Raw genomic sequence first — 25776 nt, 5'->3', positions numbered from 1 at the left:
ACAAATATCCCATTATAAAAAATAGCCCAACTAATTGTTAGGCTATTTTTTATATGAATTTAGATGTTAAAACAAAAGGAATTTAATTTTCTTCATTATGAGTCTTTGACAAGAACGGTGCCAAGGTCTTCAAATTTGGTCCCTTACCGCTGGGAATATTTTCTGCACGAGAGACAATAATTGGATTAAGTCCTGTGTGAGTCAAAATGTAGAATTTATTTTCTTCTAATGCCTTGAACACAATTCCAGGTATTTTATCTATTGGCATGCCTGTTACGATATCTTGTTTAGCACGTTCTTGGCCTTCCTTAAATGCTTCACTTGAATAGTAAGGATCATTCTTATCAGTGTATTTAGCTGGTCTGTGATTTTCAGTATGATATAAGTCTGTCTGGACAAAGGCAGGACAAAAGACGTGCATGCTAATGTTAGCTTTTGCAACCTGCATATCATATTCCACTGCCTCAGTCAGTCCCACAGATGCGAACTTAGAAGCAAAGTATGATGGCATTGAAGGACTGGCAACTAGTCCAGCAATTGAAGCTACATTAATAATGTCACAATGATCTTTTTGTTTACGCATAATTGGTATTACGCGTTTTAATGCCCAAACCTGACTCATTAAGTCAGCATGCAAAATCCATTCCCAATCACGAGTAGGAAGTTCACAAATACCACCAGGTACCGCAATCCCAGCTGAATTAATCAATAAATCAATTTCATGATATTCAGCTACTGTCTTTTTGACCATGGCGTCAACTTCATCTTCATCGGTTACATCAGTAGGAATGCTAATAACATCCGCGCCTAAATCTTTAATATCAGTTTCTGTCTTGCTCAACGCTTCATTATCTATATCAGCAACGGCAAGTTTCATCCCTCTTTTTGCTGCTTCTAATGACAGTGCTCGTCCAAATCCGTGCGCTGCACCAGTAATTAATGCAACTTTGTCTTTAAATTCTTTCATAATGCAAGCCTTTCTATTTGATTGTTCAATGCTGAACTAACTTACATTATTAATATTAAACGCTTACTGTATAAATAAAAATATATAATATTTATAGTTTGTTAGATATTTAACAATTGTGCATATCTATTAGGCAAATTAGCTTTTATGTCTTTGATTAGCCATCTTTAAACAATGAACTATTACATCTTTTTGCGTTCTGCGAAACATATCTCTCATTTCCTCTGGAGTCTCTTTTTGTCCATTATTAAGCCAGTCAATAATTATTTCTGTAAATCCACCAGTAAAGAAACGGGCTATAAAATCACGGTCTTTCTGACTCACATGTAATTTATCTTTGCTGATTACTTCATCAATATAGCCTAGAAGTATACGATTTTGTGGTTCCCTAAAAATTGCATTAAATTGTTTAATATCTAAATTTTCATAAATGGCTCGTCCCAAGGTTGGATTAACAGCAAAATATTGAAAAATTTGATATAAATCGTCGTACCATTTTTCATATCCTTTTGACTGCTCTAATAAATTAATTATCTCATCCTGGACAGTCCACTTGATTAAATCAGGTACATCCCTAAAGTGATAATAAAAAGTAGGTCTGCTTTTATTAGTTAAAGTAAGTAATTCACAAACAGTAATTTTGTTTAAAGGCTCTTTTTTGAGCAACTTCTTTAATGCCCGCGCAAATTCTCTTTTTGTATTTAGTGAAATCTCTTTATTTTTCATTTTATTTGCCAAACTGTAACCCAATAAGAAAAATTTCCAGCAATTATTTGTTGCTTGCCACTATTTTCTTAATTTTTGCATACCGCTCATCCCACTCGTTAACAATTAAATCATCAAATTCTTGCATTAATAAAAAGTCGAGCAGGTCTTTTTTATCAGGCCGGTCTAAAAACAGGTAGCTTTGCGGAATAACAATCTGGGGCAAAACAGTGCGCAACTGGTTAAGTGAAATCTTTTTAACAGCACAAGATTTTAAAATTGGAATAATACAACCATCATCTTTAGGCATAAAATAGTCATAAATTTCGTCATAATCATCATTTTGAATTTCCCGGCCTATCTGAGCTAATGCCTTCGCATTGTTGCGAATCAAAGGAGCGCACTTGATAAATAACTGAATTCCGCCATTATTGCCTGTAGTATAAACAAAGGCTTGAAAACTATCTTTAAAAAATCTCTTGCGGTATTCAATTATTTTTTGACCCGTTAAAATTTCTTTGACATACTCCTCATGCAGAGAAATTAGTAAAGTAGGTAAAAACGGATCGTAAACTTCATCTTCTATCTGACACATTAATTATTTTCCTTTTCTTTGTTCTTAATTGTGCAAATACTTATGTTTATCATAAATATCTTCGATTAAACAAGCAACTGAATATTTAAAGACTCTATGCAGAAAGTGAAACACGCTTTTTTATAATCTGCATAACTAATTTCTGCCAAAACTGTTCGTTGAAGCCTAATTATGAAATCTAAAATTGCTTTCAGAATGTAACAGGATTTTTAAAAAAAAAGCACTAAGTTATCTACTACTAACTTAGTGCTAAAGATATTACTAAACCTTATCAACTGATTTCAACAAAATTCAAACTTAGCTGTTTTATTTTTAACAATTACATAGTTTCAAAGGGTTCAATTAAAGTGGCAAAACATTTGATTTCCCCTGGGCTAAGCAAGGTATTACCCAATTTTTGATACCAATTACTTGTTTTTCCAGCTTCATCTGGCAAACCTGCAAATGGCTCAATACAAATAAACGGGGCATTCTTACCTTCTGGACTCCATAAAGTTAAATATGGAAAATCCTTGATATCAATTTTCAAGATCCTAGTATCAGGTTTACGTTTCAATAATACAGAATTAGCCTTATGAACATCTAGAATTACCAAACCCTGATCTAGTAAACTATGACTAAGCGGAATTTTTTGAAAATTTGCTTGTTTTAAAGGAAAAATGGTGCCATTACGAAAAGGTACAGGTCCTACACCATAAACTGAAATTGGAGTATCGCTATCTTTGAGTTCTATACTATATTCTTCAAGAAAGCCTCTAATATTCCATCCCGGATGAAAACCTAATGCAAAAGGCATTATAGTTTGATTAGGATTTTCGACAATAAAATTAATTTTCAAGCCCTCGTTAACTAACTCATACTTGGCGTGTAACACATAATCAAAAGGAAAATTCTTCATGGTTGCAGATGTCGCATGTTGTACTAACTCTACTTTAGAATTACCATATTTCTTAATTTCATCGAATTGATAATCACGCGCAAAGCCATGTTGTTTCATACTATAATATTTATTATTTAGTAAATACTTGTTACCATTTGAGCGGCCAATAGCTGGGAAAAGGATAGGTGCATGGCGCTTCCATATTGAGCCATCCGGATCGTTCCAAATCAAGTCATGATTAACATCTTTAAGTACAAAATGAGTTAATTCTGCACCAATCTCGTTTATCACTACTTGATATTTATCATTTTCTATCTTTATCAATTTATTTATGCACTTTCCTAATCGTCTTCCAGATGTTGAATCACACTAGAATATATTTCTTTGGAGGTAGTTGCTGCTAAAAAGTCTTTAGCAAATGCATCATTCACAAATAAATTCATGAGGGCTGCTAAAACATTAACCTGTTTTTGACCATCTTTAATTCCCAAGATAAAAACATCTTTAACCTTAATCTTTTCCTTATCAGCCATTTGCTTCACAGTAATTGGTTTAGTCAAACGCAGAATATAAATAAATGGTGAATTTATATTTTCTGGATTCGCATGTGGAATTGCAATATTAAAGTTTTTAGTCATGAGACCGGTAGGAAATTCTTCCTCTCTTTTTGCTAAAGCTGCCGCATAACCTGTTTTAACCAAACTTTTTTCTAATAACTTTTTAGACGCATAATTAAACAGTTCAATTTCATCATTAACAGTAATGTTTACATCTATTAAATCAGTTTTAAAAACATCTTTAAAGCTCATTGGCTTACTCTCTTTCCAATCCTTAAGAAAGCTTTTGATAAACAAAGCTTTCTTTGGCTATTTTAGCATTCCATTCCAATCTTTCGGCCATATCATAGGCTTTTTCAAGTGTAGGTCCTGTTACTAAAATACCGTGCCGATTAAGTAGATATGCCTTAGTAGCCTGTTGGTCAGCACGAACTTGTGCTCGCACAGTATTGGCAAGGTCCATTGTCATTGCCTTATGATATTTGAAACATTTAATAGTTCCAATTTTTTGAGTAGCTTCAGTCAGGTTAGGCATATCAATACCTAGAGTTGAAAAGGTCATTGATTCAAGAGCATGGGCATGTACAACGGCACCAATTTCTGGATTTTCTTCATAGCAAGCCATATGCATGTTTACTTCTCGCGTTACCTGACCGTCTCCTTCAATAACGTTCTCGTCTTTATCTAAAACCAGAATTTGGTCTGGACGTAAATTGCAGTGAAAGTCTTCTGACATAAGTCTAGGTGTCATAATGTAGTGATTTTCATCTACTTTCACGCTGACATTCCCACCAGCAGAATTTGTTACTTTTCGTTCATACATATTTTTTACAAATTTGACTAACTTTTCACGTTCACTTTGATATAACATAATGTTTTATTTTCTCCCTGTTTAGCTAATTTTATACATTACCTTTATTGCACCCGAATTTTTATCACTAAGTACAGCAAAAGGTTTATCTTTATCTTCTAATTTATAAGTTCCGGTAATAAGTCTTTGAGTGTTGATTCTACCTGATGACAGGTAATCAATCGCTGCATGCCATTCATATCCTGGAAACGGTGCTGAGAACGATAACCAAGAGCCTGTAATCTCAAGTTCTTTGCGCAAAATCTGCTCAAATTCCTGATACTGAAAGGTTGTAGGCCTAGTAGTCTTACCGATAAAAACTACTTTGGCATGCTTGCCAGCATATTTGATTGCTTGAACCTGAGTAATTGGGTTTCCTGCAGTTTCAAAAACTGCGTCAAATAAGCTATGAGTTTTAAAATATTCGCTCAAATTAATTTTGGCAGAATTTATTACTATATCTGCACCACATTCTTGTGCAACTTTTAAACTAGAATCTTTAATATCAACAACAGTAATTTTTCCTGCACCTCTAGCTTTAAGTGCCATCACTGCCAGTAAGCCAACTGAGCCTACACCCAAAACAAGTACATTTGCTCCCGCTTTGATATTGACCCGCTCAATGCCATGAATCGCTACCGTAAGTGGTTCCACAGTTGCTGCTTCTTTTAAAGAGACATTATCTGGTAAGACTAGACAATTTTGTGCTGGAACAGCCACATATTCAGCTAATGCTCCCGGAACACTTGATCCAATGAAAGTATAATTTGTACACATAGATGGGAATCCCGCTTTACATTCATCACATTTTCCACATGGTATAAGTGGGGCTACACTAACTTTATCACCAATATTTAGCCCTTTAACATCACTGCCTATTTTTTCTACAGTGCCTGAAAATTCATGTCCTGGAATTTGAGGAAAATGATGAACCTTGCCTTCGTAATAACGTGGCAGGTCTGATCCACAAATTCCTGCATATGCTACATGAATTAATACTTGGTCATTTTTAAGTTCTGGAACAGGAATATCCTGTAACTCCATTTTATTTTTTGCAGTAATTACTAATGCTTTCATTACTTGGTATTTCTCCTATACTAAATCTTTTATTTGTATTTTTTCTGTTACCTTTTCTAATTGCTTTTGAGTAACTTCAGGGAACCAATTTTCAACATTACTAGTTGAAAAAGCTAACGCTTCCTGTAAAGTAGATCTTGCTGATTCTTTCTGCGCTAATCCATGCATGAATCTTCCTAAGAAAAAGTCACCGCAGGCATTAGGATTTTTAACTTCTACCGGTTCTGAATAACCATAAAGGTATTTATTACCAATTCTACCAATTGCCCCTTTTCCTCCCAAAGTGATAATAAAATTAGTAATTGTGGGATTAACTTCAAATTGTAAAAGATGAAGATAGTCCTGAATGGTTTCTAATTTCTTATCTGGGAAAATGTCTAATATTTCTTCGTTGTTAATCTTAATCATATAAGGAGCTAATTTATACGCCTGTCTTAGAGGGGCACCACTAGTATCAACTACTAATTTTGCTTTAATCCCTCTTTGCAGAAGTTCCTCATATACGTCGCTTATATAAGTTTCTGGCATGCCCTTCATCAAAGAACCAGAAAATACCACATAATCGCCAGTTTTAACATTGTCAAGAAGTGTATTAGTAAAGCTGTTAAATAGTCGTTTATTTAGTTTGAAGCCATATTCTTGCGATAAAACTAATGATCTATCACTTTCATCTACCAAAATATGGCACAGCCTAGTATTAGTATCAACCGCTGTTTTAACTATTGGGTAATGATAGTAATCAGCTAACTCAATAAAGTGTTCACCATATTTACCACCAAGAACTGTATGAATTTTAAAGTTCACATCGTTATTAAAACTCAGCGCATACGCTACATTAAAGCCTTTTCCACCTGGTACCTCTTTCAATTTGATTGGTCGATTAGGTTTATCCCGTACTATTTTTTCAAAAAGTAAAGTCCGGTCAATTGCTGGATTAGGGCAAATTAAATGAATCATAATTATTTTTACCTCTTATCTAAAAAATTCCGGCTAACAATTTAAGTAAATAATATGTTATCCATGAATACCACTGTGTACCAATTGCCAAGGAAGTTATTTGTGTTATTCCAGATGGTACATGATAGCCTATTGAAGATGCTAAATTAGTTAATAGAGGTGCAGCAAAACTAGACATATAAAGCGTAATGCTACAAATAAATATAGAAATGATTATCCCACGGAATAAATTACCTTTTGATGGTACAATAGCAAAGATCACGTAAAACGGTAGCGCGGTAAGATCTGCAAGTGGCATTGCTTTATTACCCGGAAGTATAAAAGCTAAAACCATCGTAATTGGTACCATTATTAAGCCCAAAGTTAAAACATATGGATTACCAATTCCTAAAGCTGCATCCATACCAATGTAGAGCTTTTTACCATTAAACCTTTTCTGCATAAATTCCTGTGCAGCTTCAGAAATTGTTGACAATCCATCCATTAAGATAGCAACCATTCTGGGAATAAGAACTAAACTGGCTGAAATTGCCACAGCTGTGGTTAATATTTTAGCAACAGACATTCTTGCAACTGCAGCCATAACTCCACCAATAATTAAGCCCATCATCATTGGCTCACCAAAAATACCTAGGTGTTGTTGCAGCTTTTCTGGTGTCCAGCTTATTTTCTTGATACCTGGTATTTGGTCAAGCAGCCAATTTAATGGATAACCTATAACTGCCCAGTTCGTAGTTTGCAGTCCTGGAAACGAAACTCCTTCCAGACCTAAGTTTTCTTCCACATCCTTTTGCGTATAATCTGCCAATTTGAATATAATAGCCATATTAATTACTGCACTCAATACTGCTATAAACATATTTTTCGTAGTTAAATAAAGTGCACTAGCTGTAAACAAGGGTTGCCAATAATTCCAGATATCAATATCCATCGTTTTTGTCCAATTAAACGCAATCATAATAACATTAGTCAAAATAATTGCTAAGAAAACAAATGGTACCACCGGTGTGCCCCAAGCTATTGATGAAGCCACAGGCCACCCAGTATCAGTTGCTATTAGATGAAAGTGATACTGCTTCACGAGGGCTTTGACTACTGGCGAAATTGAGTCCATCATCATTCCAGACATTACATTAATTCCGACAAATCCAATTCCGACAGTTAATCCTGCTTTAAAAGCTACTCCAATTTTTTTACCAAAAATGAGACCTAACACTGTAATTATTATTGGCATCATGACACTAACACCTAAATTTACGATATATTGGAAAAAATTGAGAATTAGTTCCATAATGTACTTCCCCGCTTTAATCTTTTAGTATTTCTTGTATTTTAGAAATTGTCTTTTCCTTACCAATGCCAGTTAAAAGTGATTGACCTAAGATTACAGGTACATTTCCTATATCAGCGGAAATCATCGTGGAAGATACTATCAGGTCTGGCTTTCTACTAGCTACTTTTGCTGGTATATCAGCAACGGTACATTGAACTATTTCAAATGGCACTTTCAATGCTGAGACTATTTCAGTTACTTTTTTGTTTAAGATCGTTGATGTGGCAATTCCTGTACCACAACAGACATATAATAATTTTTTATTCATATTGTTCTCCCCAGTATTTCTTTGGCTAAAAATTTACTTTATTAAAGTTTCTGATAAATAGTAGTTAATAAATCATATTCAGAGTGGTAACTATTATTTTTGTTATAAAATAAAACGTCATAACTACCGTTTGAGGAGTTAAGTTTTTGTACCCAAAGCTCATTTTTAGTTGGTACTAATAACCAAAAACCCATTGCTTTTTTGTGTTTTAGCCACAATTCATAAATTTGTCCAAGAGGCAAATTTCTATTTTTTAATACAATCTTTTCAATCTCCTTAGGAACATAAAAAAGATAAATAATGCGAGCATACATCAGTAGAAAGCCATAAATTAAAAAGCCAATCATATAAACTATCATGTTTGTTGAAATATTATGGATGATTCCTTTGCCGAAATTGCCCAAAAAAAGTTTATTAAGCGCTTTTACAAAATTTATCAATTTTCTTTTCCTTTCATTAACGTTAATTTTTCTATATAATCTTTCTAGAAACCGGTTTCAAATTTAATTGTAAAATCAATATTCTGTATAAGCAATACGTTTCATTCATTATGAATTTTGTTCACTTTTTTCCTTAATTTTATTCATACTTAGTCACAAAAATTGTAAATTAGTTATAAAGGGAGGATATATTTTGTATAAGGATAGTAGATTACAGCAAATTATGAACATTTTAAATTCTGTTGGAAAAATCAAAACATCAGAGTTAGCTACTAAGGTTTACGTCAGTCAGTCAACATTGCGGCGAGATTTAGTGCTATTAGAAAAGCAAAATATGATTAGCAGAAAGTTTGGCTATGTCAGCTTATTAGGAAAAGCAAACTTAGAGTTTCCTTATTCAGTGCGTGAACAAGAAAATGTGAAAGGAAAAAAGTACATTTGTGAAAAAGCAGCTTCTTTTATTACCAACAATATGGCTGTATTTTTGGATTCAAGTTCTACCACCAGCTTTATTCCAGATTATTTATTTAGAAAAAACAAATTAGTATTTATTACAAATGGCCTTTTGCATGCCTATAAATTAAGCAAATTAGAAAATGTTACATTATATACTTTAGGCGGGCATAACCCCAGAAACTTTGGCGGCACTGTTGGCAGTGACACAATCGCTCAAATTAATAACTACAATACGAATTTAGCAATTGTCTCTTTTGGAAGCTTATTAAATGACAGCGTTTATATAACCGACAAAGAGCAAGCAAACTTTCGTTTAGCAATGATTGCTAATGCAAAAGAAAGCATACTTTTAATGGACAGCAGTAAGTTTGAACAGAGTGACTTTATTAAAGCTAGTAATCTAAAAATTTTTAAAGCGATTATCTCTGATAAGAAACCGCCAAAAGATACGATCAAATACTGTAACAAAAACCAAATTAAAGTCATCTGGTAAGTTTCAACCAGTATGTTAGAAACTGCGTCTTTAAAATATCAGATTAGCAAAACTGAATTATTCTAAACACAAAAAAGCTGGGCTGCACTTCAACCATTGAAGTGCAGTCCAGCTTTTCTAATCATCTTACGCTCTGTGTCTTAATAAATGAGCCTTTGCGGGTTCACCTTTTAACCAAGTAGCAAAGAATGCATAGCCGAAGACCATCAAAGCAACTACAGCTGCCAAAATAATCATATTATTATCGTTCAGCGAAATTGTCTGTTCCTCTTCCAGCAGATTCTTTGACTCATTAACTTGATTGCATAATCCAAAGAATAACATGATTAGACTGCTTAGAGTTAGTAAGCCATTAACTGCCGTTAAAATTTTCATTTTCGTTAACTTCAAAAAATCATGTCCTTTCTTTCGATTTAAATACCAGCATTATATACCCTTTAAAAATAAATGCAAGGCCTTTGCTTAAAATAATTTAAATTTTTTGTTTCTAATATGAATATTATTATAATTTTATAATCAAATCTTCTAAAATCCGAACAAAAAGGAGTACAGCATCTGTACCCCTTTTATTGCCATTCACTTGCCAGCCATTCCTGTGCCAGTTCGAACCAGTGGGCAGCGTGTAGATTCTCTTGCCATTCTCTACCCTTAACCACCATATCTTTACGAGCTAAGGAAAAACCGTGACCACCACGATTGAATATATGGGCTTCACAGGGAACCTTCTTGTTATGCAAGGCCTCCACATATTCAAACGTATTGGTTACAAGTACAACTGGATCATCCCAGGCATGAAAAATAAAAGTTGCTGGAGTATTTGCAGTTACACCTAATGAACTATCCTTAATAAATTCATCTTGGGGTACTTTATCTTGTTCATCTTCTGGAATGTCAAAGCCAATTTTAGTCAGATTAATTAAGGGATAACCCAAAATAGTCTTATTAGGCAGAACTTCCGCACTCTTAAAACCAAACTCTTTTTGATATTTTGCAGAGTTAGCCATACTGTTGGCAAAACTGGCAACATGACCACCAGCAGAAAAGCCGATTGTGACTATTTTATCTGGATCAATCTGATAGTCTTGCGCATGCTCACGAAAGTATTTAACAGTGCTTAAGACATCAAGCCCGGCATCCGGATAAATGTCACCTTCGTCTTGCACGAGGTTGTATTCCATGACCACACTGTTAAAGCCGCAATTATTGAAAGCCAGGGCAACCGGCTCTCCCTCTCTTTTAGACAAATGGTCAAAACTGCCACCTGGAACTACTATCGCCAAAGGATGTTTTGGAGTTACCAATTCACCAATTGAACCCAAGGTGTATGTGTGCAGGTTGAACTTGCGCTGGTTAAAATTAGTTAACGTTAAATCATTTACTTTCATTTTCTTCCCCCACTTTTACCATGTTTTTTGCTAAAAATGTTGTTGCTAATGGTACTGTTAATAATACACCAATTAGAGAGTACATTATAATCAAAGCCTCATTGACAAACATTTTTTCGTTTAATACCTCACCTAACGTATAATTCAAACGAATGTACCATAAGAATAACGAAAGAAAGCTGCCGAACATCCCAAATAAAATTGTATTCATAGCTGTCCCCAATACGTCATTACCGATTTTAGCACCACTGGCCTTGAGCTCTTCATATGATATATCTGGATTATGCTTTTTGATTTCTAAAAGTCCTGAACTCATAGCAACAGCGGATTCTGCTACAGCACCCAGTGTGGAAAAGATAGCTACCGCAACTGCAATTAAAGGATAGCTTAACCCCGGCATCTGAGACAAGCCCACCAGAATTTCGCCTGCTTCAGGTCCAAGACCGGCAGCTTGCGCCAACCATTCAAAACCCAGAATTATAATGCTAGTTGCCAGGCACACAATTAGTGAAGAATAAAAAGAGTTTTTCGCAACTTGATAATCATGCGTTCCTAAGAAAATAATAGTCACCAGTTTTAACGGGACAAAAATTAAAATCAGAAGTGGAATATTAATCCCCCAGGAAATCAGAATGGCCACTAAAATTAATAAGAAAGTATTGATTAAAACACTAAAGAAACTGCGAATCCCTGTTTCACCGCCAACAACAGTCATTAAGATTGCAAGCACAATTAGTAAGGCAGTTAAGGTACTCATTTTCTGATCCCCGCTTTCTGTTTTTTCTCTTCTAAAAACAGCAGGCTGCAACCCGTGGCAAAGACCACCGTCAAAACAATACCAATTGCGGAAATGATACTTTGTGTAACGCCAAGAGAAAGGGTGAAGCCGAAAGTAGAACGCAAGCTGTTATTATCCCGCAAATAGATAATCGTCATCGGCAATTCTTCTGACATAAAGATTAATACCAAGACGTTAATCAGTGGCCCCATTATTTCCTGTCCCATTGTGCGTCCACTTTGAATTAACTGCTTGGCAGTTAAATCGACCTTAGTCTGGATCAATTCGTAAAGACTGGAAATAATATCGGTGGCTTCGTCCATCACGGCTCCTAAAATACCCAGTAATGTTTGTGCTAAAAAGATGCCACGAGGATCCTGAGTCGCATAATCTCCTGTTTCGTATTTAATTTCCGATTCTCCTGTCAAACGCATGATTAAGTAGCATAATGCAAAAGAAACAAAAGTGCCTAGAATTGTTGCCAACCAGGTTGCCAGCATCTTACGGTTAAAGCCTTGGACAACCAATAAACTAAAGAATGAAAAAATAATATCGGCTAGGCCAAACAGTAAAACGATATAAGAGCCATTTAGTTTAATATCCAGCATAATCACAAGGTAGAAAATTACCCAGCTGAGTATCATCGATGCAATTAAACTAAACGACTTTTTACCTGAGACTGCCACCATCAGCGTGGACATTACTGTCATTGCCAAAACCAAAACCCAGTCTCGTTTAGGATCCTGAATAACCGGTTCACCGTGTTTGACACTGACAAACAGGCGCTGACCTGCACGAAACTTTTGTGTGACTAACTGCGAGGGATAATACATATTGATAGTCTGAAAGGTTTGACCCTTGAATTTGCCAGACAAAACTTTTAAATGAAGAACTTGTTTTCTGGTTTCGTCTTTATTGCCATAAACATCTGTACTTTTTTCTTCCAAAGTATCCTTGATTTTACTGTCGGTGATCACAGCCACATCATTTTTAGAATAAATATCTGTTGCAAAATAGGTGCAGGTAGTTAAAATTAACCCCACAACTGCTATTAATACCGCAAATAAGTAGCGCTTTTTAATTTTTTTCAATCAAATCATTCCAATCGATTTATACTTACCTACTGTAACTTAAAAACAGTTATTAGACATTAATTTTAAGCTAAATTTGTAAAATTTAAATATTATAAAAACGACTTTTAACCAAAAGTCGTTCTTTATGTGCCTACATATCTAAAAACCGCTGCCACCAGTGAGTTTTCTCCGGTTCGATCTGCATATCTGCTAATGTGCGGTGGGCATTAGAGTTGGCACTTTTTTCAGCATTTTCCTTAGCTTTAGCCAAAATCTCTTCATGCATCTGCTCACTTGATTTTCCTTCATCCTGCGCCACCTGAGCCCGTTTTTCGGCCGCGGTTAGAGGCTTCGTCTCTGGCATTTCCTGCACATCAGTTATGTCATCACCGTTATCGGTAACAATTCCTGAAATATCCGGTAAAACACTAAAATCATCATCAGTACCAGCTGCTTTAATTTGCGGTTTTTCTAACTCTTTTTGCTTTTTCAGCAACTCTTTATTTTGCTTTTCAATTCGGTTCAACTGTTTCTGCAGGTCGCTTAGTGCAGTATTTTGCTGGCCAATAGTTTGTTGCAAAGCATTCAGTAATTTCACCATCTGGGAAGTAGACATTACCTCCTGCTTTTTGCCATTATCCATATGCTGAGGCTTGTCTTTTTTGTCAGTAACAGCAAAAACTTGCTGTGCGGCTTCTTGCAGGGTCAAGCCATTATCTTGCGCTAATTGGTGAAAGTCTTCGAGATCCTGCACATCCTGCTTACTGTATAAGCGCGCATTTTGCTTGGTCCGTGCATAGTAATCCGTTTTACCAGTAACTTTTTCTACAATTAAAGAATATTTACGTAAAGTTGCAACACTAATGTGCAATTTCTTAGCCGTCGCAGAAGGCGCGGTTAATTCTTCAAAATTATGCTTATCTTCGCTCATCAGATATACTCCCCAGCACAATCAAATTAACCAATTTTGTGTAACAAGTTTTTCTTATGGTCAAAACGCTCCTGCGCTTTGACAATCAAACGGGTTATTAATTCCGAATAAGGAATTCCTGCTTCTTCAAAAAGTTTAGGATACATACTAATATTGGTAAACCCGGGCAAGGCATTAACTTCCGTTAAGATTACCTTATGATCACTTTCACGCAAAGTGGAATCAACCCGAGCTAAGCCATTGCATTCTGTAACTTGATAAACTTTTAAGGCGTTCGCTCTAACCTTATCTACAATTTCTTGAGGTAATTTAGCAGGAATTTGCAAAGTAGTGGTGGAATCATCATCGTATTTATTTTCATAACTGTAAAAAGTACCCGCCGCATTAATAATTTGTCCTACACCGGAAACAATCGGCTTGTCATTGCCTAAAACAGCAGTTTCAACTTCTGTACCGTGAATGGTTTCTTCAATTAAGACCTTATCATCGTATCTAAAAGCATCAGCCAGAGCTTCAGCAAATTCTTCTTTATTGGTAACATGATGAACGCCAACTGAAGAACCTTGATTTGACGGCTTAACAAAAAGATCATTGCCCAGTTTAGCGCTCACTTTGTCATAATCACGTTTAGCATTATTAGCATCTTCATACTCAAACCGCTTAATTGCGATCCAGTCAGCTACAGGAACACCAACTCGCTGTGCTAAAATCTTGGTAAATTCCTTATCCATGGTCACTGCAGAAGCCAGGACGTCATCACCAACAAAAGGCTTGTTTAAAATTCTGAACAGTCCTTGCAAACAACCGTCTTCACCTAAATTGCCGTGCACAATCGGGAAGAAAACATCAATTTCCGGTAAATTCTTTAGTTGAATTAAATTTGAAATGTTGGCTACTTCATGCGGATTCTCAATAGTGTATTTAGGATCCTTTAAGACTTTAAAAGAGTCCTCCTCACTGGCTAAATAGCCGTCATTGGTAATCCAAATTGGGTGGACGTCAAACTTATTTTGATCGATGGCATTATAAATGTTGTGGCCAGACATAATTGAGACTTCGTATTCAGATGAATTACCGCCAAAAATTAAACCAACTTGTGTTTTCTTAGTCATTATTTTTACCTCTTAGTCATTGTTTCTAACTTTTAATTATACGGCAAGAAAAACCCGAAGAACTGTAAATTAGACAATTTTTTAGGAATATTTTTTATTATAAGCAAAAAGTCTTGCATAAGGCAAAATCATATCCGAAAAATTTATACTATATTAAAAATTGCTATTCGATTCCCAAGTGATTTCATAAAGTTGATTGATTTTGGTTGGATGTTTGCCCAAGGCGGTGGAATCAAAGGACTGATGATAGGCTACGGTTAAGTAAAGATCATTAACGCTAGCCAGTTGAATGCCCTCAAGCTCAGTATAATAGCCCGGAATTTCCAGTTTACTATCGTTAGCTAAATTTACCAACTCCCAAAATGCAGGATCAACTTCTCCCCAAGGAATTTTAACAATTTTTCTATTTTGACCGAGCCTGTCGTCCGCAAATTGACTGGAAATATAGATTGTGCGGTTGTTATCAATAGCAAAGCCCTGCAGCGAACCAACTAACCCAGCTCGTCCAGAAAATTGTGGTATTTTAAAAGCGGCTATACTTTTTATTGTTCTGATATCAACGTATTTGCTTGCAGTTGCAGCTTCATCAAGCGCCTTATTAATTTCTGCTAAATAATAGAGCGCAAAATAACCGGTATAGTCGTTATCACCGTATGCAAGCAGAAAATAACGCAAATCTGGTGAAACTGCAGCTTCTACGCGGGAAAATTGATTGCCGGCACAGCCTATGCCTAAATCAGCTCCCGCATAATTTAAATTTGATAATCTTGGTTGCATTTTGGTATTAGCCGCTATCTTAAAATAATGCGGAATTTTTATGCGCGCAATTTGTTTAGACCAAGTCGACCAGGTGGGGTTTAAGTCGTTTGGCTTTGTGCCAACGAACCACTGCCCTGGTCTTCCAGCATACTCCAGCGTCTGAGTATGACCTGCAGCGGTGCCGGTTAAATGCAAAACTGGAATTTGCTTATTAAAAGAAACATTATTGCCATTTTTGCCGCGATAAACAAAGTTGTCTCCTGCTACGTGTTGCAAAACATAAGTATAGCCGTCAATAATGCTGGTTTTCTGGACTACTACTTGGCGCAAGTCCTTATCTACTGGTCCAGTTACCCCATCCCAATCGTCCAACTTGCTTAGCAGAGCAATTTTGACGTTTTGTGCTGCCTGCATCTTTTCATTATTAGCCAAGATCGTCATTTCCTCACTAAATTTTTCCAAAAACTCAATCAATTTATTAAAGATAATTATTATTTTAAAAATAAAATTCTACTCGGTTTTATTTTGCCTTATAATTTATGCTAAAGAAAGGAGAGCATCTTAAATGATAAAAAAACTTTATTCTGCCCTCTTCTGTTTGCTTTTCACTTTTCCTTTTAGCAATACACAAGTTTTTGCTACAGAACTCACTCCAAGTGAAACGAATGAAGTGAGTCGTTTGCAGCAGGAATATGCACAACTTGATAACACTGCTTATAATCTAAATAACCTTTATTTAAACAAGCCACAGTTTAAAAACAAGTTTAAGTCGGGAGCACTTGTGCCGGACTATCTTAACAGTCAATTGGCATACACAAACTATTATAGAAAATTATTCAATTTGACTCCCGTTAAAGAAAATTTTCAAGATAATATTGCTGCTCAAAAAACTGCTGCCGTTTTAGCCGCTCTTGACGCTAATCCGATGGTCAATCAGCATAATTTGCCTTACGAAAAAAGACCGAAAATAATTAATAAAACTACTTGGCAAATAGCCCGCAACATTTCCAGCATGGCCAATCTTAATTTTAATACCAGTGACCAGACTGCAGGTGAAGTTATCACTGACTTAATTACTGATCGGTACAACTTGACCGGTGCTGACACCGGTCACCGTGCATGGCTGTTATCAACGCGCTTAACTACAACAGGCGCAGGTGCAGCCTATGGCAAAAATGGGTATCGCTATTCTGTGCAAAAAGTTTTTAACGCCGCTGATGTCTTTCGCACTCCCAGTCGAGAAACGGTAACTTATCCCAATAGTGGCGTCTTTCCAATTGAGCTTTTACAAGGTGATAATATCGCCTGGTCAATTTATCTCTCTAATAAAATTTATAAAGGCACACCAAAAATAACCATAACTGATAAAGACACTGGTGAAGCTTATCAAGCAGAAAATGTACGCAATTATAGTCACACAGGCTATGGCAATTTTGAAACTATTATTACCTACTATCCAGGCTCAATTCCACTAGTTCTCGGTCACGAATATGAAGTAAAAATCACAGGTTTAACTAGTTACACCTTTAAGCTGTTTCAACTTCAAAACAAGTCAATAGAATAATAAAAAGCATCTAGAAAGAAGTATCCTATAACAACCGTGAATTTTCATTACTAGATGAGTGAAAAAATTAATTAACAAAAAGTTCCAGCATAAGTTCTTCAATTGCATTCAAAGTGTCTTGAAAGTTTATCCTTCGGGCATAAGCTTTTTGATGTGTATAATTTTTCCATTTGTCTTGCATTGCCTTACTACTTTTTATGTCATTTAACGTAATTTGCCATAAATAATTTTCCTTATTTACTTTTTCAAAAATTTCATTAAAGCTGTTCCTTGAATTAGCAGTATTTTCTAAAGCAGTTCTAGTTATGGGTAAATTCAGCTTTAGTTTTTTATAATCTGTTTGCTTTCTAAGCTTGTTTAACATATATATGTCATAAAAGTCTTTCATTCGAGTATTGACAATACTGCGACTAAATACTGTTTCTAGTTTTTGGGCAATGATAGTTTCATTATTATAAGCATAAATTTCTATTGGACTGTTATCGATCAAAGAATTATATTCATATTTGATTTCTTTAGGGGTTATGATATCACCGGTAGAAATATCTATTTTGATATTGGCCCTAGATTTTTTATAAAGAGTGCCCAGTAAATGAACTCGGTACCCAACATATTCAGCTCCTTCATGTATCTTTTGTACATTACCAACTCTTTTAATTTCAATTGGGTCATTTTTACTTGGAATAATATTGCAAATTTCATCAACCATTTTTGTTGCTTCGGAAGAAGTCAAATTTTTCCCTTTAATATCTGTATCAATATCTTCTGTCGTTCTGTTATTAATACCAATTAAACTTGACAGCAAAAATCCACCCTTTAGGATTAAATTATTTTTATATTTTGATTTAGCTATTCTTTGTACAAAATCATCTAAAGTAAACTCCTCTAAAATTACCTGTGTAGATGTTTTATTATCTTTTGCCAGTTTACGTATATGAGCTATCATTTGTTGATTATTAGTGAAGCTTCGAAATTTATCATTCATTTTTATAGCAATATTTCTATGTATTCCTGAACTTTCTTAACAGTTTTGAATTTTCTTGCAAAGTACAGCAATTTAGCAATATTTTTATTGGGCTGTTTTAAATACTGCTTATATGCCTTATTTATCATTTCAGGATCAACGTGATTTTGTGGGCGTAATATTTCTGCCATAGTTCGATCAATAGAATAAACCCTAACATTATTTCCATTAGGAGTTTTTACTATTACAATACCCAGATTATACATTTGAGGTACTTGTTGATGAGGCACAATTTGTTCTTTTAACTCCGAGTTTTTGTACCCCCTCGGAAAAGTAAGCTCAATTTTATCTGGAACACGATCACTCAAACCATATAAATAAAGGGCGGAGCTTAACGATATTATTCCCTTTTTGAGTCTCAGCTGAATAGTATAAAAAGCATCTTCCAAATGATTTGGACTGCCATAAATTCCTTTGTCAATTAAAATCAATACGTTGTTTTTAAGGAAGCTCTTTATTTGTTGTCCTGAAAAGTTTTTCTTCGTAAGTTGTTTTCTAGACAGCACATAATTATTTTGCTTTAACAAATTTTCCAATTCAGATTTATTAGCCATTTAATCACATCCTTTTATCTATATTATACCCCATTATATGTAACAACAGGGTATAATATAGATAAAATTAAATAAATAAAAACCATATTTCAAAATGGTATGGCCCCCAAATTTGTCCTAATTTTAGGGTTCATATCAAACTTAAGTGAAATATGGTTTTTATTTTAAAAATTAGTATCCCTTCTTAGAGAGATAATTGCATCTTTAGATAGTTATTAAGCGAACTGAGTTAATTTTAAATATAGTTGGCTACGGCAGCTAATAAATCTTTTTCATTATTAACTATGGTGCCATTAAGTTTGATCAGCCCAGTAGTATACAAGTTAACATAATGGAATTGGTTTTCTGCAATTTGGGTCAAAGCTTGTAGCTTCTTTTGGTTAGTAGCTCCCTGCTGACGAGTATCTGTATATAAACCAATTATCGGAATTTCTTTTGCATAAGCTACGCCTATTTCACTCGCTACACCATTGTCAATGCTGAGGCCGTCAAGAACGGCAATCATCAAATCGCTATTAAGCAATTTTTCAGTATCAGCTTGAGCAATCATTTTAGAATCAGCATAAGCCTGTTTATCATTAATTGACGCGTTTTCCTGGGGCAAATATAAATCAATTGAATTATCTATTTGACGTATTTTAGCCGCCAATTGCGCGTTGTAATTAATTTCTGCTTGTGAAAACAGAGCATTTGCAAAATAAATTTTCATATATGTTTCCTTTGAAAAAACGATTAATTATTTTAAAACAGAGAGACTAATTATTGGGAGAACTGATTTCCCACGGAATTGCACTTAAAATATAAAGAACAACTCCTACAATAACAAAGTCCAGAAAGATACTGCTGCTTATTTCTAACACAAAACCTAATACAGCTAAACCTTCAACATTAAAAATTACTGGAATAATAGCCAATATGCCCGCAATTAATATTAACCAAAAACCTGCCCACATACCACATGCGGTAACTTCGTGAGTCAGCATTTTTGAATTAAAAAATAACTTCATATCACTTATTAATGAACGTAAACTAATAATAGCCATTATCAGTATAATTACATTGACAATTAATAAGATGAAAGCAATATTGCTTCCAAGAGTAATTGTGTTCAGATTAAAAGTATCGATTACATCAAATGGAGCATTATTTTCCTGCTCCTTTAATTTTTCTTGTACTAACTGGGCATCACTAGATGCACCTTGATCAATGTTTAAATCAATGTCATGTAAAATTTGTTTGGCCAATTTCATATTACTGAACTTGAACCAAGGTCTCCCAAGGGTATAGTCAATAATATGATCAGCAATTGGTTGAGTTTGCTTAGTAGTTAGCAGATTGGCATTACCATTTTTATTAGCTCCAATTGCTTCTGCCAGTGCATCAAAATGCTTGTTTACTTGTCTAACTACTACAGCCTCATTACTACTGTTTCTAATTTGTCCCTTCATAAAAAAGGGATTAAGGAAAGTCGCGGTAATCATGGTTAGCGATACAACCAGAAAAATGATAAAGGACAGAACCTGTTTGTATTGGTTGTTCTGTTCTTGACTTATTCTGTGCAAACCATCTCGCGCGCCATTTGCCATATTTTTCCTTTCTAACAGACAATCTCCTTGTCTTCATCAAACATCGTATCTATTGCATGATGAATGGTCTTAATGTCAGTAGATTCAATAATCTCATGACCCTCTTTAAGCGCCTTTTCAATAGTTGGTTTTGAGGAATGTAAAAAGCTGTACATGAATGCTTTGGTACCATAATCAGCTATTTCCTCAGGAGAAACTTCATATTCTTTATTATCATAATAAAGACGACTCACACCAGTTACGGCAAAGGCAATCCCCATCCGCACTTCTTTGGGATCGAAGTCAAAGTGATCAAACAACTGCTTTTCTTTCAACCAGTCGTTGATAGTTTTACTCCAAAAGTCCAGCGATTCGTTACTCTTAAACACCTCAGTAATAATACGTTTAAGACCTTCATCATAAATTCCCAGCATTTCAATCGCATAAATAAAAGCTTTGGTGCGAGCACATACTTCGTCTTCTTTATTAACACTAAACTTCTGCACTTGCTTGTCTAGTGTATTGAGAATGTTCCGAACTACATCAGCAATCAAGTTTGATTTATGGGGATAATATGACTGCAGTAATGATTTGGAAATGCCAGACTTTTCTGCAATCATTTGAAATGAAACACTGTCCATACCATTTTCTCTAATTAAGTGAAAAGTATTACTTAAAATTGTACGTCTTCTTTTATAATTTTTACGTCGTGCCATAATGTTTTCTCAGCTCCTATATATTTTGCCTTAATTATACCAATGATATAGAATAAATAAACAAAAAGGCACTGGTATATTATTGGCTGATAGTTTTTACTAAAGAAACATATACTAAAAGCAAGCCGTTTAATATGTTATTACTTTAATTTACTTTCACTTAACAAATGCATTGAACGGTCATTATATACATAATTAATTCCACGCGCTAAAAGCAAATCTACTGAAATACGAACCATTCTATCTGGATAATGGCTGTGTTTAATAGTATCAGTTACCACTATCTGTTCAATTGGCAACTCATTCAGAACTTCAGTAGCATTTTGTGATAATAATGCGTGTGTTGCAGCAACGTAAACTTTCTTGGCGCCTGCCGCTAGAACTGATTTAGTTGAAGAAGAAATACGTGATCCCGTATCAATTAAATCATCTACAATAATACATTTTTTGTCCTTAACATCACCAATCATGTCATGTACATCTGCGTCATAACGTGCGTGGCGCTGATCAACAATCGCAATTGGCGCATCAAAGCACTGACCAAAATTACGAGCGAGTTTAGCCCCAGAATGATCGGGAGAAACAACTACAATATCGTCTTCCTCTTTGGTAGCAATACCGTTATCAATAAAATATTGTGCTAAAAGTGGCATAGCATGCAAATGATCAACTGGCACATTATAAAAGCCTTGAATTTGCGAAGCATGTAAATCGAGAGCAATTAAGTGATCTAGACCAGTAATTTGTAATAAATTAGCTATGAGTTTAGCAGTTATTGGTTCGCGCGAACGAGTTTTGGTATCTGAACGTGAATAAGCCAGGTATGGCACTACCACATTGATTCTGTGTGCTGAGGCGCGATGTAATGCGTCCAAAACAATTTCCAGTTCCATAAAGTTTTCATTTACGGGATCCTGAATTGACTGAATAACGAAAACGTCACATCCTCTGACACTTTCGCCAATATTAACTTGAATTTCACCGTCACTGAAATGTTGCACAGCAGTTTCAATTAACGGCTTTTTCAAGATTTGTGCAATTTTTTCATTTAATGCGGGATTTCCGCCTAACCCAATCAGCTTCATCGGGTGCAATATTTGAAGAAGTTCTTCCTTGTTCATGACTACCTCGTTTTTTAAAAATTACAATCTTTGCAAGTCTATTATAACCAAAAAAGTCCCCAGTGCCTAGAAAAGTAATAATTCAAACAAAAAGCCGAAGCTAATATCGGCTGTTAAATATTAAATTGAAAGTAAAAGTATTCTTAAATTAAATAAACTACTTAAAAAAGTCTTCCATTAAGTTTAGCAGTTTAAAACTCTTAACTGCGTAACTTTCATGCTTTTGTCTAGGCATAATCAGAAGCTGTCCTTGAGGAATAATTTGACTGTACCAGCGAACGTGTTCTACTTTAACCCAGTCTTTTTCTCCCACGACACAATAAGTTGGTATCTTGATTGCCTTCAAGCTATCAACAGACATGAAACTTTCTGATAATTCCACCTTACTATCACGGTTCATGCGCAAAAAACGCAGAAAGCCTTCAGTCAAATAATGATATGATTTGATACCATTGCCGTTCACAAAGACACCAGCTACCATGAGCTTTTTAAAGATATTTTGATCCTGACTTGCAAGCATCATTGCTACCAAGCCGCCAGCATCAAAGCCAAAACAATAGCAGCCTCTGATATTCACCTGCTTAATAAAAGCAGCCAGGTCTTCAACTTCTGTTTGATAGTGCTCGGCAGGTTCTCCCTGACTGAGACCATGGCCTCTCATATCCAGAACATAAACCGTATAGTAAAGAGAAAGCGGGGCAACAATTTGGTCAAACATGCCACCATCTAAATGGTGTCCGTGTAATAAAAGCAGCGGGGCACCCTTGCCTAACTTACTGTAATAAAGTTCGTTACCATTAACTTTTTCTCTCATCTTTGGTCTCTTTCGCTAGCCTCTACCAAATTTTGATTAGAACTTTTTTCTTTCTTATGTTCATGCCACAAGCTGCGGACAATGATCTTAGCAATAATATAGTTAGCCTTAAAATTATCAGGAATCATTTTGGCGTTAAAGTGATGAACCATGCTGTCCTTACGCTGCCAATAATGATAGATAGGCTTGCTATCACAATAAAAACCTTCTGTTAAGGACAAATATTGCACATTAAATATCTGATCTTCCATAAAAGCTAAATTTTCCATGAAGTGAAGATGATTCTGTCGCACGACCGATAATTTATAGCCCTTGTTCCAGGTATAGCCCTTGACTGGAGTAGCCAGGCAATGATTATCACACAAAGAGCCTAATGGATTACTGATTAATTGGTAGGTTCGGGCCTTGCCTTTCATGCCGCGCACCACTTTTTTGGTGACAGGAATTGAACCTGGTTTGTTTTCATAATCAAGCCAGAAACCACAGGAAACCATTGCTGCATCAGGATGGTCGTGAAAAGCATTTACAAAAAATGCTGTATAATCGGAATCTACCCAGTCGTCACCATCATGAAAAGTAAAATATGGCGTATCAACGTTGGCAATACCGACATTGCGTGCATCAGACAGACCACCATTGTGCTTGTTTATTATCTTGAAGTAACGGAATTTTTCCCGATAGCTTTCTGCTATTTTTCGCGTATTATCCGTTGAACCATCATTGACAATTAACAACTTAAAATTGGGATCATCTTGCTTAGCCAAATGATCAAGTGCCCGCTCTAAATATCTTTCGACATTGTAAACAGGCATAATGACAGTTAATTCAGGTTGCTGAATCATAGCTCCCTCCTTTAACTTGTTATTATACCATCTTAAATATTAAAAATAACGTAAAGTAAGTGGTACATAACTATTATTTAACCTTTTGCTTTTAGCATTTAGTATAATTAGGAACAGTCAAAAGGAGTTAATTATTTTATGAAAAAAGCAAAAACATTTTCAACTATTATTACACTGTTATTGTTTAGTATGCTCATGTGCGGCACTGTTACACAAACCGTTAAGGCAGATGAATTACCGGTTGTCTGTCTTGGAACTTCTTTAACCGCTTCCCAAAAAAGCGGTACGCTAAAAACCCTTAGTGAGCCACTAAATGGCAGCAGCTACCAAACAATTACCATCACCGGTGAAGATTTGGTCAAATATCTTAATCCTTCGGGTGCGAACTTTACAACTCACTCTGGCGTCTGGTCCAGTGCCATGATTGAAAAAGAAGCACAAGGTAGTGGTATCAACGTTCACATCCTTGACTACCAGGGACGCAATAATATTACTACCATTACAGCCGATCAATATAAAAATGCCGCTTTAACTGCCGGTATCTCTGACGCCAATATTTATGTTACCAGTGCTGTGCCAATTGATGGTTCCGGTGCTCTAGCCGGTGTTTATGCTGCCTATAACAAAACCGGAGAAAATTTAAATCAAAATCAAGTAAACGCAGCACAAGACGAAATGAACACCTTAAGTAAAATTACCAAGGAAAATAAGGATAAAAGCGGTTATAGCGACGCCCAATTAAATAATGCAGTTGCCGGCGCTAAACAGGAAATGGGTAAAATCGGCAACAATGTGTCAGATAGTCAAATTCATGATATTGTAAATAATCAGATCAACATTAATCATCTTGGTGACGTCATTAATAATAATCAAAAGCAGCAGATTATTAACGTCTTAATTGAAGTCCGTGATTCCGGTGCTTTAAAAAATCACAAATTCAAGGACCAGGCTGATGCTTTATCCAAAAACATCAAAAAGAACGCTAAAGGAATCTTTGATAAAATCAATACCCCAGAAAATCGTAACTGGTTTGAACAAATTTGGCATAATATTACTTCATTTTTCAGTCACCTTTTTAGTGGCCTAATTGTGGCTGCTTTTAATTAATTACATTTGGTCCATGAATTTGTTTAACGTATGATCGACAAATTCATTGCCACGATTATTAGCGTGTCCTTTAGTCCATTCGAATTTAGTTTGAGAAAATTTACTTAAAAGCTGCTCCAGCTCCTGCCAACACTCAAGGTTGGCAATTGCACCTTTTGTACTTTTGGTCCAGCCCCGTTTTTTCCATTTTTTAAGCCAGCCCTTAGTAATTGGATTTAAAACGTACTGTGAATCCAGTACAAATAATAATGGCTTTTCGTTGAAACCCAACTCGAGCAATTTTTTGAGTGCTTCTATTAAAGCTGTTAGTTCCATCTTATTATTAGTCGCACCAAACTCACCATTTGAGTTATAAGTAGACTTTTGCTGGCCATCTTCTTGCCATTCAATTAGATAAGCCCAAGCAGCCTTGTCAGTCGTACGCACATGACCGCCCTTAAAGTTACCGGTGTTGCGGGTACCGCCGTCAGTATAAATTGTGGCAAAAAATTTGGATGATTTTGCCTTAATTGGCTTGCCTAACGCCTTATCCTTTTTAGAAGAAGTTGTTGTAGCAGGATTTTGCTTGATTTTGCGACTTTCTTTTTGAATCTTGGCAATTGCTTTTTGTAATGAATCCTCATCTTTTTGAAAGACTTGATGAACAGCTTCGCGATCCCAAGCTAAATATTCAGTGGCATCAGTTATTTTGGCAAAAGATTTGTATTCGGCACCAGAATAGCCTTCAACTTGTTTTCGGGCATCTTCCCAAGTGCGATAAACACCTGGTTTGCGGCCCTTTTTTACTGCATAAAATTTCATATGCTCCCCTATCACTAAAATTTCCAGTCAATGCTAAAATATAAGTAGTTCT

30 protein-coding genes are annotated in these 25776 nt (G+C 35.4%); 3 read left to right on the top strand and 27 right to left on the bottom strand.

Features of this window, described 5'->3' with window-relative positions:
• Positions 1–82: 82 nt before the first annotated feature.
• From H3U49_RS05360 to H3U49_RS05310, 11 genes are all read right to left on the bottom strand, one after another.
• Entirely contained in the window at positions 83–967 is an 885-nt protein-coding gene (locus H3U49_RS05360; protein ID WP_198180270.1) for an SDR family NAD(P)-dependent oxidoreductase, read from the bottom strand.
• A gap of 138 nt (positions 968–1105) precedes the next feature.
• Complete coding sequence (locus H3U49_RS05355; RefSeq protein WP_198180269.1) at positions 1106–1693, bottom strand: TetR-like C-terminal domain-containing protein; 588 nt, start codon at positions 1691–1693, stop codon at positions 1106–1108.
• A 43-nt stretch (positions 1694–1736) separates the two neighbouring features.
• Positions 1737–2267 carry a hypothetical protein gene (locus tag H3U49_RS05350; RefSeq protein WP_198180268.1) on the bottom strand — a complete coding sequence of 177 codons (531 nt, stop codon included), beginning with the start codon at positions 2265–2267 and terminating at the stop codon, positions 1737–1739.
• A 319-nt stretch (positions 2268–2586) separates the two neighbouring features.
• Positions 2587–3471, bottom strand: coding sequence for an aldose 1-epimerase family protein (locus H3U49_RS05345; RefSeq protein WP_198180267.1), 885 nt, complete (start codon positions 3469–3471; stop codon positions 2587–2589).
• A gap of 17 nt (positions 3472–3488) precedes the next feature.
• Entirely contained in the window at positions 3489–3956 is a 468-nt protein-coding gene (locus tag H3U49_RS05340) for a PTS sugar transporter subunit IIA (RefSeq protein ID WP_198180266.1), read from the bottom strand.
• 22 nt (positions 3957–3978) lie between these two features.
• Positions 3979–4575 carry a class II aldolase/adducin family protein gene (locus H3U49_RS05335; protein WP_198180265.1) on the bottom strand — a complete coding sequence of 199 codons (597 nt, stop codon included), beginning with the start codon at positions 4573–4575 and terminating at the stop codon, positions 3979–3981.
• A 21-nt stretch (positions 4576–4596) separates the two neighbouring features.
• Positions 4597–5631, bottom strand: a complete 1035-nt coding sequence (locus tag H3U49_RS05330; protein WP_198180263.1) for a galactitol-1-phosphate 5-dehydrogenase — start codon at positions 5629–5631, stop codon at positions 4597–4599.
• Positions 5632–5646: 15 nt separating this feature from the next.
• A complete protein-coding gene (locus tag H3U49_RS05325; protein WP_198180254.1) occupies positions 5647–6588 on the bottom strand; it encodes a 1-phosphofructokinase family hexose kinase in 942 nt (313 codons plus the stop codon).
• A gap of 19 nt (positions 6589–6607) precedes the next feature.
• Entirely contained in the window at positions 6608–7879 is a 1272-nt protein-coding gene (locus H3U49_RS05320; RefSeq protein WP_198180253.1) for a PTS galactitol transporter subunit IIC, read from the bottom strand.
• Positions 7880–7895: 16 nt separating this feature from the next.
• Entirely contained in the window at positions 7896–8189 is a 294-nt protein-coding gene (locus H3U49_RS05315; RefSeq protein ID WP_198180252.1) for a PTS galactitol transporter subunit IIB, read from the bottom strand.
• A gap of 41 nt (positions 8190–8230) precedes the next feature.
• Positions 8231–8629 (bottom strand): hypothetical protein, encoded by a 399-nt coding sequence (locus H3U49_RS05310; RefSeq protein WP_198180250.1) that lies wholly within the window; start codon positions 8627–8629, stop codon positions 8231–8233.
• Between the two features lie 193 nt (positions 8630–8822).
• On the opposite strand from H3U49_RS05310, the gene H3U49_RS05305 reads away from it, so the two are divergent.
• Positions 8823–9578 (top strand): DeoR/GlpR family DNA-binding transcription regulator, encoded by a 756-nt coding sequence (locus tag H3U49_RS05305; protein ID WP_198180248.1) that lies wholly within the window; start codon positions 8823–8825, stop codon positions 9576–9578.
• Between the two features lie 126 nt (positions 9579–9704).
• Here H3U49_RS05305 and H3U49_RS05300 read toward each other — a convergent pair whose 3' ends face one another.
• The 7 genes from H3U49_RS05300 to H3U49_RS05270 form a co-directional block, all read right to left on the bottom strand.
• Entirely contained in the window at positions 9705–9953 is a 249-nt protein-coding gene (locus tag H3U49_RS05300; RefSeq protein ID WP_052726843.1) for a hypothetical protein, read from the bottom strand.
• A 191-nt stretch (positions 9954–10144) separates the two neighbouring features.
• Complete coding sequence (locus H3U49_RS05295) at positions 10145–10963, bottom strand: alpha/beta hydrolase (RefSeq protein ID WP_198180246.1); 819 nt, start codon at positions 10961–10963, stop codon at positions 10145–10147.
• On the bottom strand, positions 10950–11720 hold the full coding sequence (locus H3U49_RS05290) for a YibE/F family protein (RefSeq protein WP_198180244.1): 771 nt from the start codon (positions 11718–11720) through the stop codon (positions 10950–10952). Before H3U49_RS05290 ends, H3U49_RS05295 begins: the two co-directional genes overlap by 14 nt.
• Positions 11717–12832 (bottom strand): YibE/F family protein, encoded by a 1116-nt coding sequence (locus H3U49_RS05285; RefSeq protein WP_198180242.1) that lies wholly within the window; start codon positions 12830–12832, stop codon positions 11717–11719. Before H3U49_RS05285 ends, H3U49_RS05290 begins: the two co-directional genes overlap by 4 nt.
• A 133-nt stretch (positions 12833–12965) precedes the next feature.
• Positions 12966–13745, bottom strand: coding sequence for a MerR family transcriptional regulator (locus tag H3U49_RS05280; protein WP_198180240.1), 780 nt, complete (start codon positions 13743–13745; stop codon positions 12966–12968).
• Between the two features lie 26 nt (positions 13746–13771).
• Positions 13772–14857, bottom strand: coding sequence for a D-alanine--D-alanine ligase family protein (locus H3U49_RS05275; RefSeq protein ID WP_198180238.1), 1086 nt, complete (start codon positions 14855–14857; stop codon positions 13772–13774).
• 153 nt (positions 14858–15010) lie between these two features.
• Positions 15011–16048 carry a helveticin J family class III bacteriocin gene (locus tag H3U49_RS05270; protein ID WP_198180236.1) on the bottom strand — a complete coding sequence of 346 codons (1038 nt, stop codon included), beginning with the start codon at positions 16046–16048 and terminating at the stop codon, positions 15011–15013.
• 133 nt (positions 16049–16181) lie between these two features.
• Here H3U49_RS05270 and H3U49_RS05265 point away from each other — a divergent pair, with 133 nt between their 5' ends.
• On the top strand, positions 16182–17180 hold the full coding sequence (locus H3U49_RS05265; protein ID WP_198180234.1) for a CAP domain-containing protein: 999 nt from the start codon (positions 16182–16184) through the stop codon (positions 17178–17180).
• Positions 17181–17247: 67 nt separating this feature from the next.
• Here H3U49_RS05265 and H3U49_RS05260 read toward each other — a convergent pair whose 3' ends face one another.
• From H3U49_RS05260 to H3U49_RS05225, 8 genes are all read right to left on the bottom strand, one after another.
• Complete coding sequence (locus tag H3U49_RS05260) at positions 17248–18165, bottom strand: nucleotidyl transferase AbiEii/AbiGii toxin family protein (protein ID WP_198180232.1); 918 nt, start codon at positions 18163–18165, stop codon at positions 17248–17250.
• Between the two features lie 2 nt (positions 18166–18167).
• Complete coding sequence (locus H3U49_RS05255; protein WP_198180230.1) at positions 18168–18758, bottom strand: hypothetical protein; 591 nt, start codon at positions 18756–18758, stop codon at positions 18168–18170.
• A 235-nt stretch (positions 18759–18993) separates the two neighbouring features.
• Positions 18994–19467 (bottom strand): nucleoside 2-deoxyribosyltransferase, encoded by a 474-nt coding sequence (locus H3U49_RS05250; protein ID WP_187154834.1) that lies wholly within the window; start codon positions 19465–19467, stop codon positions 18994–18996.
• A 46-nt stretch (positions 19468–19513) separates the two neighbouring features.
• Positions 19514–20344, bottom strand: coding sequence for a hypothetical protein (locus H3U49_RS05245; protein ID WP_198180228.1), 831 nt, complete (start codon positions 20342–20344; stop codon positions 19514–19516).
• A gap of 11 nt (positions 20345–20355) precedes the next feature.
• Entirely contained in the window at positions 20356–21039 is a 684-nt protein-coding gene (locus H3U49_RS05240; RefSeq protein ID WP_045927417.1) for a TetR/AcrR family transcriptional regulator, read from the bottom strand.
• 140 nt (positions 21040–21179) lie between these two features.
• Positions 21180–22160, bottom strand: a complete 981-nt coding sequence (locus H3U49_RS05235) for a ribose-phosphate pyrophosphokinase (RefSeq protein ID WP_198180226.1) — start codon at positions 22158–22160, stop codon at positions 21180–21182.
• A 157-nt stretch (positions 22161–22317) separates the two neighbouring features.
• The gene (locus H3U49_RS05230) at positions 22318–22974 is read right to left on the bottom strand and encodes an alpha/beta fold hydrolase (RefSeq protein WP_109585750.1); all 657 of its coding nucleotides are present in this window, start codon (positions 22972–22974) and stop codon (positions 22318–22320) included.
• The gene (locus tag H3U49_RS05225; protein ID WP_198180224.1) at positions 22971–23816 is read right to left on the bottom strand and encodes a glycosyltransferase family A protein; all 846 of its coding nucleotides are present in this window, start codon (positions 23814–23816) and stop codon (positions 22971–22973) included. The genes H3U49_RS05230 and H3U49_RS05225 overlap by 4 nt, the downstream gene beginning before the upstream one ends.
• Before the next feature lie 189 nt (positions 23817–24005).
• On the opposite strand from H3U49_RS05225, the gene H3U49_RS05220 reads away from it, so the two are divergent.
• Positions 24006–24923, top strand: coding sequence for a DUF1002 domain-containing protein (locus tag H3U49_RS05220; RefSeq protein WP_370567313.1), 918 nt, complete (start codon positions 24006–24008; stop codon positions 24921–24923).
• On the opposite strand, the gene H3U49_RS05215 is transcribed toward H3U49_RS05220, so the two are convergent.
• The gene (locus tag H3U49_RS05215) at positions 24924–25724 is read right to left on the bottom strand and encodes a ribonuclease H family protein (RefSeq protein ID WP_198180220.1); all 801 of its coding nucleotides are present in this window, start codon (positions 25722–25724) and stop codon (positions 24924–24926) included. It lies immediately after the preceding gene.
• Between the last annotated feature and the right edge of the window lie 52 nt (positions 25725–25776).

Origin of the sequence: Lactobacillus sp. W8174 (assembly GCF_016100975.1) — a bacterium.
Lineage (GTDB): Bacteria > Bacillota > Bacilli > Lactobacillales > Lactobacillaceae > Lactobacillus > Lactobacillus juensis.
This window is presented reverse-complemented; position numbering and strand designations above follow the sequence as displayed.

Excerpts from the sequence above, each read along its gene's own strand:
- H3U49_RS05315 (WP_198180252.1), bottom strand. The coding sequence starts at position 8,189 with ATGAATAAAAAATTATTATATGTCTGTTGTGGTACAGGAATTGCCACA.
- H3U49_RS05245 (WP_198180228.1), bottom strand. The coding sequence starts at position 20,344 with ATGGCAAATGGCGCGCGAGATGGTTTGCACAGAATAAGTCAAGAACAG.
- H3U49_RS05325 (WP_198180254.1), bottom strand. The coding sequence starts at position 6,588 with ATGATTCATTTAATTTGCCCTAATCCAGCAATTGACCGGACTTTACTT.
- H3U49_RS05295 (WP_198180246.1), bottom strand. The coding sequence starts at position 10,963 with ATGAAAGTAAATGATTTAACGTTAACTAATTTTAACCAGCGCAAGTTC.
- H3U49_RS05250 (WP_187154834.1), bottom strand. The coding sequence starts at position 19,467 with ATGAAAATTTATTTTGCAAATGCTCTGTTTTCACAAGCAGAAATTAAT.
- H3U49_RS05215 (WP_198180220.1), bottom strand. The coding sequence starts at position 25,724 with ATGAAATTTTATGCAGTAAAAAAGGGCCGCAAACCAGGTGTTTATCGC.
- H3U49_RS05330 (WP_198180263.1), bottom strand. The coding sequence starts at position 5,631 with ATGAAAGCATTAGTAATTACTGCAAAAAATAAAATGGAGTTACAGGAT.
- H3U49_RS05260 (WP_198180232.1), bottom strand. The coding sequence starts at position 18,165 with ATGAATGATAAATTTCGAAGCTTCACTAATAATCAACAAATGATAGCT.
- H3U49_RS05275 (WP_198180238.1), bottom strand. The coding sequence starts at position 14,857 with ATGACTAAGAAAACACAAGTTGGTTTAATTTTTGGCGGTAATTCATCT.
- H3U49_RS05350 (WP_198180268.1), bottom strand. The coding sequence starts at position 2,267 with ATGTGTCAGATAGAAGATGAAGTTTACGATCCGTTTTTACCTACTTTA.
- H3U49_RS05240 (WP_045927417.1), bottom strand. The coding sequence starts at position 21,039 with ATGGCACGACGTAAAAATTATAAAAGAAGACGTACAATTTTAAGTAAT.
- H3U49_RS05320 (WP_198180253.1), bottom strand. The coding sequence starts at position 7,879 with ATGGAACTAATTCTCAATTTTTTCCAATATATCGTAAATTTAGGTGTT.
- H3U49_RS05255 (WP_198180230.1), bottom strand. The coding sequence starts at position 18,758 with ATGGCTAATAAATCTGAATTGGAAAATTTGTTAAAGCAAAATAATTAT.
- H3U49_RS05225 (WP_198180224.1), bottom strand. The coding sequence starts at position 23,816 with ATGATTCAGCAACCTGAATTAACTGTCATTATGCCTGTTTACAATGTC.
- H3U49_RS05265 (WP_198180234.1), top strand. The coding sequence starts at position 16,182 with ATGATAAAAAAACTTTATTCTGCCCTCTTCTGTTTGCTTTTCACTTTT.
- H3U49_RS05290 (WP_198180244.1), bottom strand. The coding sequence starts at position 11,720 with ATGAGTACCTTAACTGCCTTACTAATTGTGCTTGCAATCTTAATGACT.
- H3U49_RS05220 (WP_370567313.1), top strand. The coding sequence starts at position 24,006 with ATGCTCATGTGCGGCACTGTTACACAAACCGTTAAGGCAGATGAATTA.
- H3U49_RS05355 (WP_198180269.1), bottom strand. The coding sequence starts at position 1,693 with ATGAAAAATAAAGAGATTTCACTAAATACAAAAAGAGAATTTGCGCGG.
- H3U49_RS05300 (WP_052726843.1), bottom strand. The coding sequence starts at position 9,953 with ATGAAAATTTTAACGGCAGTTAATGGCTTACTAACTCTAAGCAGTCTA.
- H3U49_RS05235 (WP_198180226.1), bottom strand. The coding sequence starts at position 22,160 with ATGAACAAGGAAGAACTTCTTCAAATATTGCACCCGATGAAGCTGATT.
- H3U49_RS05335 (WP_198180265.1), bottom strand. The coding sequence starts at position 4,575 with ATGTTATATCAAAGTGAACGTGAAAAGTTAGTCAAATTTGTAAAAAAT.
- H3U49_RS05340 (WP_198180266.1), bottom strand. The coding sequence starts at position 3,956 with ATGAGCTTTAAAGATGTTTTTAAAACTGATTTAATAGATGTAAACATT.
- H3U49_RS05280 (WP_198180240.1), bottom strand. The coding sequence starts at position 13,745 with ATGAGCGAAGATAAGCATAATTTTGAAGAATTAACCGCGCCTTCTGCG.
- H3U49_RS05230 (WP_109585750.1), bottom strand. The coding sequence starts at position 22,974 with ATGAGAGAAAAAGTTAATGGTAACGAACTTTATTACAGTAAGTTAGGC.
- H3U49_RS05360 (WP_198180270.1), bottom strand. The coding sequence starts at position 967 with ATGAAAGAATTTAAAGACAAAGTTGCATTAATTACTGGTGCAGCGCAC.